Raw genomic sequence first — 11,042 nt, 5'->3', positions numbered from 1 at the left:
CGTGTTGTTGCGGCCCTTGCGGAACGTGGCGCCGATCGGATGGACCGGCGGCAGATACACCACGTCGAAACCCATCGACGCGATCACCGGCAGGCGGCGCGCGGCCGTCCGGAACGTCCCGTGCGGCTGTTCCGGCGTGCCCTCCGAACGCGGGAAGAACTCGTACCACGACCCGAACAGCGCCCGCTCCCGCTCCACCAGCAACGGCAACGCCTCCGACGCCGTCACCAACTCCCGCAGCGGATACCGCGACAGCACCGCATCCATCTCCGGCCCGAAGGCCGCCGCCAGGCGTACGGCGGACGGCAGCGAGTCGTCGAGCATCGCCTTGGCGGCCGTCAGTACCGTCGCCCGGCCCGCGTCCGCCGGCACGCCCGCTGCCACCCGGCGATACAGTTCGGCGCCCTCCTCCAGGACCAGGCCGGTGTCGATCCCGGCCGGCACCTTGATGCGGGCGGTGTGGCGCCAGGTGGCCACCGGGTCGCTCCAGGCCTCGACGTGATACGTCCAGCGGCCCACCGCGTCCGGCGTGACGTCGGCGCCCCAGCGGTCGGAGGCGGGCGCCAGCTCCCGCATCGGCGTCCAGGGGCCGGGTCGGCCCTCGGGGTCCGTCAGGACGACGTTCGCGGCGACCGCGTCATGGCCCTCGCGGAACACGGTGGCGGTGACCTGGAAGGTTTCCCCCGCGACCGCCTTGGCGGGGTGCCTGCCGCACTCCACGGCCGGACGGACGCCGAGGACAGGAATGCGGCCGATGGCCGGAGCCGGACTCATGGGATGACACCTCCGCCATGCTCGTGGCCGGGCACGCCGCCCGGCCGGTGGTTTCAGAACTGCGCCGGAAGGGGCTCTGCCTGCCTCCCGGGTCTATCGCCCCGCCGGGGAACGCCTCCGCCGCCACGGCGGACCTCGCCGCCGGGTACCGCTCCGCCTGACCCGTCCGGTCTGTTCCCGCAGGTAGGTGACCATGCCGGTGCGCAGATAGCGTTCGGCGGCGTCGGCGGCCTCGCGCGCGCACCGCTTGCCCATCAGGACGCAGAGGGTGTAGCCCGAGTCCTCGAAGGTGGCTCGCACCGTACGGTCGGCGGGAGCCGCGAGCATCGCTCGTTCCCAGGCCCGGTACCGCTGCAGTTGCCGGGCCACCTCGGCTTTGGCGGGGAGCAGCATGGCGCAGATTCACCTCCGAATCGCGGCCCCGACACACGGACGGGGCCTTCACACATGGTGCACGCACGATGACTCAGCGTCTTGTTGGATCTTCAACCACCTCGAATGTGCCCCACCCGTCTCGGATGTGCGCTCGTGTTGCACGAATGGCGTAGCGCTCCCACTCTGTAGGTGACTCAGAAGCGATCAACGCTCACGCTTCGTACTCGGGGCCGTCCCACAGGGACGACAAGGAGCGCGAGCTTCGCGGTGAGGAGCCAACGACGATGAAGACCGCAAGTGCCTGCTACTACCACCTCGATGTGGAAGTCAGCCCGGAACGCGTCGGACAGGTCAGGCGCATCCTGGCAGCTCACCTCAGGTTCTGGGACCTCGAAACCCTCGTCGAGCCGGTCTGCGGCGGCGCCGAGATGCTGCTGAAGGCGATCGACGAGCACGCGACGGACAAGAACACGTCGATCGAGATGTGGTGGAACGGCCAGCACCTCATCACCGCCGTCGGGGACAACGACCGCGATCTGCGCCCCGACCAGGATCTGCGCGCCTGCCTGGAACAGCTCGCCGCCACCAGCGACGGCTGGGGCTGCTGCGCCACGGACACCGGCAGCAAGGTCATCTGGTTCTCCCAGCGCGCCCGTGCCGGCGCCCGCGTCCCGCTGGTGCCGAAGGCCCCCGCGCCGAGCCTGCGGGAGGTCCTCCAGGTGCCCCGCGAGGTGCCGGCCGCGGCCCTCGCCGGCTCCGTACGCACGGAAGACGGCGCCCTGGAGGGCGCGCGGTGACCGCGAAGCGGAAGCGGAAGGCAGGGGTGCCGGCATGGAGCGGGCACCCCTACCCGTTGGGTGCCGCCTTCGACGGGAAGGGCACCAACTTCGCGCTCTTCAGCGAAGTCGCCGAACGCGTCGAGCTGATCCTGGTCGACGACGACGCCACCCACCGTAAGGTTCCGCTCACCGAGGTCGACGGCTTCGTCTGGCACGGCTATCTCCCTGGCGTCGGCCCCGGCCAGCGCTACGGCTACCGGGTGCACGGCCCCTGGGCCCCCGCCGCGGGCCACCGGTGCAATCCGAAGAAGCTCCTCCTCGACCCGTACACCAGAGCCGTGGACGGACAGGTCGACAATCACGCCTCCCTCTTCGAGCGTGCGCCGAACGGACCCGCCCCGGCCGACAGCGCCGGACACACCATGCTCGGCGTGGTGACCGACCCGGCCTTCGACTGGGGCGACGACAGCCCGCCCCGGCGGCCGTACGCCGACACCGTGATCTACGAGGCCCATGTCCGGGGCCTCACCCGCACTCACCCCGAGGTGCCCCCCGAGCTACGCGGCACCTACGCCGGGCTCGCCCACCCCGCGATCGTCGAGCACCTCACCTCCCTCGGTGTGACCGCCGTGGAACTGATGCCGGTGCACCAGTTCGTGCAGGACGGCGTGCTCAGCGACCGCGGCCTGTCGAACTACTGGGGCTACAACACCATCGGCTTCTTCGCCCCGCACAACGCCTACGCCGCCCACGGCACCCGCGGCCAGCAGGTCACCGAGTTCAAGGCGATGGTGAAGGCGCTGCACGCGGCCGGACTCGAAGTGATCCTGGACGTCGTCTACAACCACACCGCCGAGGGCAACGAGAAGGGCCCCACCCTCTCCTTCCGCGGCATCGACAACGCCTCGTACTACCGCCTGGTGGACGGCGACTGGACCCACTACTACGACACCACCGGCACCGGCAACAGCCTGCTGATGCGGCACCCCTACGTGCTCCAGCTGATCATGGACTCGCTGCGGTACTGGGTCACGGAGATGCATGTCGACGGCTTCCGCTTCGACCTCGCGGCCACGCTGGCCCGGCAGTTCCACGAGGTGGACCGGCTGTCGGCGTTCTTCGACCTGATCCAGCAGGACCCGGTGATCAGCCGCGTCAAGCTGATCGCCGAGCCCTGGGACGTGGGGGAGGGCGGCTATCAGGTCGGCAACTTCCCGCCGCTGTGGTCGGAGTGGAACGGCAAGTACCGCGATGCCGTACGGGACTTCTGGCGGGCCGGGGAGCACACGCTGGGCGAGTTCGCCTCACGGCTGACCGGCTCGTCCGACCTGTACCAGCACAGCAGGCGCCGGCCGCGCGCCAGCGTCAACTTCGTGACCGCACATGACGGCTTCACGCTGCGCGACCTCGTGTCGTACAACGACAAGCACAACGAGGCCAACGGCGAGGGCAACCGCGACGGTGAGAGCACGAACCGGTCCTGGAACTGCGGTGTCGAGGGCGAGACACGCGCCCCGGCCGTGCGGGAACTGCGCGCCCGTCAGCAACGCAACTTCCTCGCCACGCTGCTGCTGTCCCAGGGCATCCCGATGCTCTGCCACGGCGACGAACTGGGCCGCACTCAGCGCGGCAACAACAACGCCTACTGCCAGGACAACGAAGTCTCCTGGATCGACTGGCGGTTGACCGAGGAGCAGCAGGACCTGCTGGACTTCACCCGGTACGTCATCGGTCTGCGCGCCGCCCACCCCGTACTGCGCCGCCGCCGGTTCTTCCGCGGCCAGACCGTCACCCACGCCGGCCAGCCGGTGCCCGACCTGGTGTGGCTGCTGCCGGACGCGCAGGCCATGACGGACGCGGACTGGCGGCGCTCCGACGCGCACTCCGTCGGTGTGTTCCTCAACGGAGACGCCATCGCCGAACCCGACCCGTGCGGCCGGCCCGTCGTGGACGACTCGTTCCTGCTGCTGCTCAACAGCTACTGGGAACCGGTCGACTTCCAGCTGCCGGACGTCACCTACGGCGAGCGCTGGACGACTCTGATCGACACCGCCGAGCCGGGCGCCCCCGACGAGTCGGAGCACAAGGCGGGCAGCGGGATGACCGTCGAGGCACGCAGCCTGGTCCTGCTGTCGCGGCCCTCCCGCGCGGCCGGCTGAGGATCAGCGCATCAGCGGGCCCGCTGCGAGGTCACCGTGAACTGCGCGCCGTCGGCGTCGCGCAGCACGGCCTCCTCGGGGCTCTCCGACAGCACGCTGCCGCCGTTCAGCTCCGCCGCCCGGGCGCAGGCCGCGACGTCCGTGACCGCGAAGTGGACCTGCCAGTGCGGCCGGATCGTGGGGTCCGGGGCCGACCCCAGCGCCCCCGACTCGATGCGGGCCACGACATCGCCACCGCTGCGCAGCACGACCTCGCCGCCCTCGTAGTGGACCTCGCAGCAACCCGGGCGGTCCGACGCCCAGTCGAGGATCTCGCCGTAGAAGATGGCGGAGTCGAAGGCGTCGCGGGTGTGCAGCCGGATGAAGGTCGGTGCCGAGCGGCGCCAGGTCTCCCAGTTGCCGACCAGCTCGCCCTCCCAGATCCCGAAGGTGGCGCCGTCCCGGTCGGCCAGCAGCGCCGCGCGCCCGGGCGGGAAGGAGATCGGGCCCACCGCCACCGTGCCGCCGCGCTCCTGCGCGCGGGCCACGGCCTCGTCCGCGCTGCGCACGGCGAAGTAGGGCGTCCACGCCACGGCCATCTGCCACATCGTGGCGACCCCGGCGATCCCGGCGACCGGTGTGCCGCCCGCCAGGGCCACGCGGAAGCGGTCGCCGAGCTTGGCCGTCCGCCAGCGCCAGCCCAACACCGCCGCGTAGAACGATTCGGTGGCCTCGAGATCGCGGCTGGTCAGGCTCACCCAGCAGGGCGCGCCGAACACGGAGTGGGTGGAGACGACGTCCGTCGCACCACGGGGGAGTGTCGTGTCTTTGTTCATCGCAGTCGCGTCCTGGTCTCGTCGACCGGCAGCCCACCGGTGGTCGTACCAGTGTCCAACCGGAACCGCCACGGGCGCCTGCCGAGTACCCAGGCGTAGAGTCGGAAACGGCAGATCGGCGCAACCGACCGGAGGTGCTCATGCCCACCGACGGGGGCTCGGAGCGGATCTTCGAGCTGCAGGAAGAGGTCGATCAACTCAAGGAAGCGGTCGCCTCGCATGCTGTCGTGGACCAGGCGATCGGCATGATCGTCGCGCTCGGCCGGGTGACTCCGGGCGAGGGCTGGAAGATCCTCAAGGACATCTCCCAGCACACGAACATCAAACTGCGCAATGTCGCGGAACTCATTCTGATCTGGGGCCGCAGCGGTGTCATGCCGCCGGAGATCAGGGTGGAACTGGAAGAGGGTCTGGACCGCTACGGCCCCACGGAGATTCCCGGCGCACCGCCGGAGCGGTGAGCCGGGAACGGTGAGCGTGGAGGCCCGCGGCCACGGTCAGCGGGCCTCGACGAGGAGTTCCTCGTGCAGCCGGGCGCAGCAGCCGCTGAGCAGCCGGGAGACATGCATCTGCGAGATCCCGAGCTGCTGGGCGATGCGGCTCTGCGTCATACCGCCGAAGAACCGCAGATAGAGGATGGTCCGCTCACGCTCGGGAAGCGCCTTCAGGACGGGCCCGGCGGCCACCCGGTCGACGACGACGTCATACGACGGATCCGGCCCGCCGAGCCCGTCCGCCAGCGCGTACCCGTCCGTGCCGGGCATCTCCGCGTCCAGCGACAGCGCGGTGAAGCACTCCAGGGCCTCCATGCCGGTCCGTACCTCGTCCTCGCTGAGCTGCGCGTGCTCGGCGATCTCGGCGACGGTCGGAGCGCGCCCCGGAGTCGTCTGGGCCAGCTCCTTCGCCGCACGCCGGACCCGGTTGCGCAGGTCCTGCACACGGCGCGGCACGTGCAGCGTCCACATGTGGTCGCGGAAGTGCCGCTTGATCTCCCCGGTCACGGTCGGCACGGCATACGCCTCGAAGGCCCGGCCACGCGACGGGTCGTAGTGGTCGACGGCCTTCACCAGGCCCAGGGCGGCCACCTGGTAGAGGTCCTCCAGGGACTCCCCGCGCCCCTTGAAGCGGACGGCGATCCGCTCCGCCATGGGCAGCCAGGCCTCGACCAACTCGTCCCGGAGTGCCCTGCGCGCCGGCCCCTCGGGCAGCTGCGACAGCCGTTCGAACGCGGCCGCTGTGTCGGGGGCGTCATCATGCGGATGCTGCTTCGTTCCGCCGGCGCTACGCATCGTGCGCACCTCCCTCAGCAGGTGTGCTGGATGGACAGTCACCATGGGAGGCGCGGGCTCGGACCAGAACGGAAGGCACCGGGGACCAATCCCGGCCTCCACGGACGTGCCTCCGGTCCGAAGCACTGAAAGGTGGATTCCCCCACTCGGGGGAATCCAAACAATTTGGTGCATATCGCCTCTTGACCTGCCCTTGGGGCAATGGGGAGGGAAATTACCTCTGCTACAGAGCTAATCTCGACGGCATGGACGACGAGACCTTCCCGGAAGAGCTGGCCGACGCGCTCGTCGGGGTGCAGCGGCTGATCCGGCGGCGGCTGCGCCGGGAGATGGCCGCACCGCAGCTGCGCGGAGCCGAAGTGGAACTCCTGCGCCTGGTCGTGACCCGCCCCGGCATCGGCATCTCGGACGCGGCCAAGGACCTGTATCTGGCGAGCAACTCGGTGTCGACGCTGGTCAACCGGCTGGCGGCCGAGGGGTACCTGATCCGGGAGACGGACCCGTCCGACCGCCGGGCCGCGCGCCTGGTGCCCACCCCCGCGGCGCGGACCCGGCTGCGCGAATGGCGCACCCGCCGCGCGGACCTCGTACGACAGCAGGTGGCCCGGCTTGACGAGGCGGACCGCGCGGCGCTCCGGGCGGCGATCCCGGCCCTGCGCACCCTCGCCGTTCAGCTGCACGAGGAGGCCGAGGAGTCATGACCCGGGACGCATCAGCCGAGCCGCCCGCCGCCATCTCCTGTACCGGGCTCGCCTACGCCTTCGGCGACACGAACGCCGTGGACGGGCTCGACCTGGCCGTCCTGGAGGGCGAGTGCTTCGGGCTGCTCGGCCCCAACGGCGCCGGGAAGACCACGGCGATCCGCTGCGTGACCACCCTCCTGCCGGTCCCCGCCGGCATGGTCCGCGTCTTCGGGCACGACGCCGCAAAAGACCGTATGGCCGTACGACGGCTGCTCGGCTACGTCCCGCAGCAACTGTCTGCCGACGCCGGACTCACCGGCCGGGAGAACGTCGCCCTGTTCGCCCGCGTCTTCGACGTGCCGCGCCGCGAACGCGCCGAGCGTGTCCGGCAAGCTCTGGCGGCGGTCGGCCTCACCGACGCCGCCGACCGGCTGGCCGGGACGTACTCCGGCGGCATGGTCCGCCGGCTCGAACTCGCGCAGGCCCTGGTCAGCGCGCCCCGGCTGCTCATCCTCGACGAGCCGACCATCGGCCTCGACCCGATCGCGCGGACCGGCGTGTGGGAACACATCAACGCCGTCCGTGCGGCCACCGGCATGACCGTGCTGGTGACCACCCACTACATGGACGAGGCCGACCAGTACTGCGATCGGGTCGGCCTGATGCACCACGGCCGCATCCGCGCCCTCGGCACCCCCGCGGAACTGCGCCAGGGGCTCGCCGCCCGCCGCGGCACAGACACGCTGCCCACCCTGGAGGACGTCTTCCGGGACATCGCCGGCAGCGGACTCGACGACCAGTCAGGAGGTTTCCGCGATGTCCGAAGCACCCGCCGCACCGCACGCCGTGTCGGCTGACCCCGCGTTCGGGCTGCTGCTGAAGACCCCGGAGCCGCGCGCGGGCTGGCGCCTGCTGCCCGCCCGGGTCGTGGCGATGTGCGCCGTCGAACTGCAGAAGCTGCGCCACGACCGCACCGAGCTGTACACCCGCGCCGTCCAGCCCACCCTGTGGCTGCTGATCTTCGGCCAGACCTTCACCCGCTTCAAGGCGATCCCGACCGAGGGCATCCCCTACATCGACTATCTGGCGCCCGGCATCATCGCCCAGTCCGCGATGTTCATCGCCATCTTCTACGGCATCCAGATCATCTGGGAACGCGACGCCGGGATCCTCAACAAGCTCCTCGTCACACCGACCCCGCGGGCCGCGCTGATCACCGGGAAGGCGTTCGCGGCGGGAGTGAAGTCGCTGATCCAGGCCGTCGTCGTGATCGCCATCGCCGCCGTGCTCGGCGTGGCACTCACCTGGAACCCACTGCGACTGCTCGGCGTCGCGGCGGTCGTGGTCCTCGGGTCGGCCTTCTTCTCCTGCCTGTCGATGACCATCGCGGGAATCGTGCTCAGCCGCGACCGGCTGATGGGCTTCGGGCAGGCCATCACGATGCCGCTGTTCTTCGGCTCCAACGCCCTGTACCCCTTGTCCGTCATGCCGGGCTGGCTCCAGGCGGTCAGCAAGGTCAATCCGCTCAGCTATCAGGTCGACGCCCTGCGGGGCCTCCTCCTCGGCACCGACGCACACCTGGCGACCGACTTCGCGGTGCTCTTCGTGGCCGCCGCACTCGGCATCACCGCGGCCTCCGCGCTCCTCGGCCGGCTCGCCCGCTGATCAAGCCCGCGGACGTGATGTGCGGCACGCCCGCGAGGGCGGCCGGGCCGTCCGGAGGCGGATTCTTCCTGCGCAGCGCTTGATCAGTGATCTAGGGGGCGAAATCGCTGGCCACAGCCCATTCTGCTCATTTGACAGTGCGCTGAGCGCACAGATAGGAAGCAGCTCTCTGAGGTCGAAGAGGTGCACCGTGTACGAGCCGAACGTGGTCGGGGACTGGCAGGAGTACGACGAGCAGGCCGGTCTGCGCGTCCGCGTCCACCAGCTCCGGGCGGCCGAGCCGCCGCGCGGACGTGACGACGCCGCCGAAGGGCTGACGTACTTCACTGTCCGGGTGACCGTCGAGAACCGCGGCGAGCGGCACTTCGGGATCCACCTCGAGGACGGGCAGATCGACGTGCGGGTGGGCCCCGACGGCGAGAGCGCGTTCATCGACTGGCGCAACTCGCAGTTCATCGAGGGCTTCGACGTCTACCCGCTGCGCCGCGCCACGGCCGTGCTGTTCGCGGCGGGTCCCGAAGCCGCCCTGAGCCAGGTGGACGTCCAGGTCCAGCTGCGGGTCGACGAGGAGTGGACCGACCGCAGGCTGTGGGCGGGCGGCGTCGGCCTCGACGAGGGGCAGGCCGGTGCGCACACGGCTTCCGGCCGGGAGAGCCTGGCACACCAGATCAGCAACTTCCTGCGGGAACAGGCGGAAGAAGGAACCGCCTGAGCCTCAGTGCGGGATGCCGTCGATGATCTCGCGGGCACCCTGACGCAGCAGCGCCACGGCGACCGAGGTGCCGAGGGTGGCGGGGTCGAGCCGTCCGGCCCATTCGTGGGCGTTGAGGCGGGTCTTGCCGTCGGGCGTGAACACACAGGCCCGCAGGGACAGTTCGCCACTCCGGTCGACCTGCGCGTATCCGGCGATCGGGCTGTTGCAGTGCCCTTGCAGAACGTGCAGGAACATCCGCTCCGCGGTGGCCTCCCGATGCGTGTCCGGGTGACCGAGGGCGCTGACCGCGTCGATGAGCTCGGTGTCGCCCTCCCGGCACTGCAGGGCGAGAACACCCGCGCCGATCGGCGGCATCATGACCTCGGGGGAGAGGATCTCGCTGATCACGTCACGTCGGTCGATGCGTTCCAGCCCGGCGACCGCGAGCAGCAGCGCGTCCGCGTCTCCGGCCGCCAGTTTCGCCAGGCGCCGGTTGGCGTTGCCGCGGAACGGCACGCACTCCAGCTGCGGGTGGGTGGCGGCCAGTTGGGCGACCCGGCGCACCGAGGAGGTGCCGATCCGGGTGCCGGCCGGGAGTTCGTCCAGGGTGAGCCCGCCGGGATGGATCAGGGCGTCACGGATGTCGTCCCGCTTCAGGAACGCCGCGAACACCGTGCCCGCCGGAAGGGGGCGGTCGGCGGGCACGTCCTTCACGCAGTGCACCGCGAGATCGGCCTCGCCGGCCAGCAGCGCGGCATCCACCTCCTTGGTGAACGCCCCCTTGCCCTCGACCTTCGACAGATCGCCGAGCCACTTGTCGCCGGTCGTCTTCACCGGTACGACCTCGGTGCGCACACCGGGATGGACGGCGGTCAACTCGGCGCGGACACGCTCCACTTGGGCCAGCGCCATCGGCGAGTCCCGGGAGACGATACGAATCAGATCGGGCACGGGCATGCGGACACGATAGACCCTCCGCGTGATCCGCCAGTCGCGGACTGCTCGACAGCCGTCAGCCGGCGACCTGGAGGCTGTACCGGAGTTTCTCCTTCGCCCGGGCGCCCAGCCGGTCGTAGAAGCGGACCGCACCCTCGTTCCAGGCGGGCGTCTGCCACTGGACCTCGTTGACGCCCAGCCGCCGGGCCTCGTCGACCACCGCGTCCATCAGCAGTGGACCGAGGCCGAGGCCGCGATGGCCGGGGGCCAGGAAGAGGCAGTCCATGTGGAGGTACTCGCTCCCCTCCCAGGTGGAGATCTCGGGCGCGCAGGTGGCGTAGCCGACCAGTTCGCCGTCGGGCAGTTCGGCCACCAGGCAGCGCAGGCGCGGTGCCCGGGTGCCGAAGAGGAGCCCCGCGAGCCGTGCGGCGAGATCGGGGACGGGTGGTGCGGCGCGTTCGTAGGCCGCGTGCTGGGCGGCGAGTTCGGCCACGCGTCGCACGTCGGCGGGCTCAGCGTGCCTGACGCGTGGGGTCACCGCAGGTCACCCTCGACCGTGTCCGCGCTCCAGGCGGCGAGACGGTCCTCGACCGTCCCCGTACCGTCGAGGACGCGCCGCGCGTAGACGTCCCGTTCGTACGACAGCACGGCCGCCTCCCACACGCACGGAGTCAGCCCGGCCCGCCCGGGCCGCAGCTGCTCGGGCTGCCCCACCGGGCCGACGAACACGGCGAGGTCGGACATGCATCCCTCGATCCACGTGTGGACCAGTACGTAGTCCCCGTCGCCGCCCGCGTGCACGATCAGCACGGCGAGTCCGAGCGATCCCCGCAACCGGCCCAGCGCCAGGTGGTCTTCGGCGATCCGCAGCGC

At 70.7% G+C, this 11,042-nt stretch carries 14 protein-coding genes; 8 read left to right on the top strand and 6 right to left on the bottom strand.

Going from position 1 to position 11,042, the window contains the following annotated elements; genetic code table 11:
- Both ACTWQO_RS18920 and ACTWQO_RS18915 read right to left on the bottom strand, forming a co-directional pair.
- Positions 1–774 (bottom strand): maltotransferase domain-containing protein (locus ACTWQO_RS18920; protein ID WP_443238512.1); only part of this gene is annotated, 774 nt, incomplete at its 3' end.
- Between the two features lie 93 nt (positions 775–867).
- The gene (locus tag ACTWQO_RS18915) at positions 868–1,167 is read right to left on the bottom strand and encodes a DUF5133 domain-containing protein (RefSeq protein WP_443238511.1); all 300 of its coding nucleotides are present in this window, start codon (positions 1,165–1,167) and stop codon (positions 868–870) included.
- A gap of 266 nt (positions 1,168–1,433) precedes the next feature.
- Here ACTWQO_RS18915 and ACTWQO_RS18910 point away from each other — a divergent pair, with 266 nt between their 5' ends.
- Both ACTWQO_RS18910 and glgX read left to right on the top strand, forming a co-directional pair.
- On the top strand, positions 1,434–1,946 hold the full coding sequence (locus ACTWQO_RS18910; RefSeq protein WP_443238510.1) for a pep a2: 513 nt from the start codon (positions 1,434–1,436) through the stop codon (positions 1,944–1,946).
- Complete coding sequence (glgX, locus tag ACTWQO_RS18905) at positions 1,943–4,087, top strand: glycogen debranching protein GlgX (RefSeq protein ID WP_443238509.1); 2,145 nt, start codon at positions 1,943–1,945, stop codon at positions 4,085–4,087. The genes ACTWQO_RS18910 and glgX overlap by 4 nt, the downstream gene beginning before the upstream one ends.
- A gap of 11 nt (positions 4,088–4,098) precedes the next feature.
- Here glgX and ACTWQO_RS18900 read toward each other — a convergent pair whose 3' ends face one another.
- Positions 4,099–4,902, bottom strand: coding sequence for a VOC family protein (locus ACTWQO_RS18900; protein ID WP_443238508.1), 804 nt, complete (start codon positions 4,900–4,902; stop codon positions 4,099–4,101).
- Positions 4,903–5,042: 140 nt separating this feature from the next.
- Here ACTWQO_RS18900 and ACTWQO_RS18895 point away from each other — a divergent pair, with 140 nt between their 5' ends.
- Positions 5,043–5,363 carry an ANTAR domain-containing protein gene (locus ACTWQO_RS18895; protein ID WP_443238507.1) on the top strand — a complete coding sequence of 107 codons (321 nt, stop codon included), beginning with the start codon at positions 5,043–5,045 and terminating at the stop codon, positions 5,361–5,363.
- Between the two features lie 36 nt (positions 5,364–5,399).
- Here the strand turns inward: ACTWQO_RS18895 and ACTWQO_RS18890 are convergent, their stop codons facing one another.
- Positions 5,400–6,191: an RNA polymerase sigma factor SigF gene (locus tag ACTWQO_RS18890; RefSeq protein ID WP_443238506.1), complete on the bottom strand. Its 792-nt coding sequence runs from the start codon at positions 6,189–6,191 to the stop codon at positions 5,400–5,402.
- Between the two features lie 245 nt (positions 6,192–6,436).
- Here ACTWQO_RS18890 and ACTWQO_RS18885 point away from each other — a divergent pair, with 245 nt between their 5' ends.
- From ACTWQO_RS18885 to ACTWQO_RS18870, 4 genes are all read left to right on the top strand, one after another.
- Complete coding sequence (locus ACTWQO_RS18885) at positions 6,437–6,892, top strand: MarR family winged helix-turn-helix transcriptional regulator (RefSeq protein WP_443238505.1); 456 nt, start codon at positions 6,437–6,439, stop codon at positions 6,890–6,892.
- Positions 6,889–7,731 carry an ABC transporter ATP-binding protein gene (locus tag ACTWQO_RS18880; RefSeq protein WP_443238504.1) on the top strand — a complete coding sequence of 281 codons (843 nt, stop codon included), beginning with the start codon at positions 6,889–6,891 and terminating at the stop codon, positions 7,729–7,731. Before ACTWQO_RS18885 ends, ACTWQO_RS18880 begins: the two co-directional genes overlap by 4 nt.
- Complete coding sequence (locus ACTWQO_RS18875; RefSeq protein ID WP_443238503.1) at positions 7,691–8,539, top strand: ABC transporter permease; 849 nt, start codon at positions 7,691–7,693, stop codon at positions 8,537–8,539. Before ACTWQO_RS18880 ends, ACTWQO_RS18875 begins: the two co-directional genes overlap by 41 nt.
- 190 nt (positions 8,540–8,729) lie before the next feature.
- Complete coding sequence (locus ACTWQO_RS18870) at positions 8,730–9,251, top strand: hypothetical protein (RefSeq protein WP_301977354.1); 522 nt, start codon at positions 8,730–8,732, stop codon at positions 9,249–9,251.
- 3 nt (positions 9,252–9,254) lie between these two features.
- On the opposite strand, the gene hemC is transcribed toward ACTWQO_RS18870, so the two are convergent.
- Positions 9,255–10,190, bottom strand: a complete 936-nt coding sequence (hemC, locus tag ACTWQO_RS18865; protein ID WP_443238502.1) for a hydroxymethylbilane synthase — start codon at positions 10,188–10,190, stop codon at positions 9,255–9,257.
- A 55-nt stretch (positions 10,191–10,245) separates the two neighbouring features.
- Positions 10,246–10,707 (bottom strand): GNAT family N-acetyltransferase, encoded by a 462-nt coding sequence (locus ACTWQO_RS18860; RefSeq protein WP_443238501.1) that lies wholly within the window; start codon positions 10,705–10,707, stop codon positions 10,246–10,248.
- Between ACTWQO_RS18860 and ACTWQO_RS18855 the strand changes: the two genes are divergently transcribed.
- Complete coding sequence (locus ACTWQO_RS18855) at positions 10,639–10,794, top strand: PPE family protein, SVP subgroup (RefSeq protein WP_443238500.1); 156 nt, start codon at positions 10,639–10,641, stop codon at positions 10,792–10,794. The genes ACTWQO_RS18860 and ACTWQO_RS18855 overlap by 69 nt on opposite strands.
- The last annotated feature ends 248 nt before the right edge of the window (positions 10,795–11,042 follow it).

It is taken from the genome of Streptomyces sp. 4N124, assembly GCF_052245395.1.
Classification (GTDB): domain Bacteria; phylum Actinomycetota; class Actinomycetes; order Streptomycetales; family Streptomycetaceae; genus Streptomyces.
The sequence above is the reverse complement of the archived record's forward strand: the minus strand, read 5'-3'. Positions and strand labels throughout refer to the sequence as shown.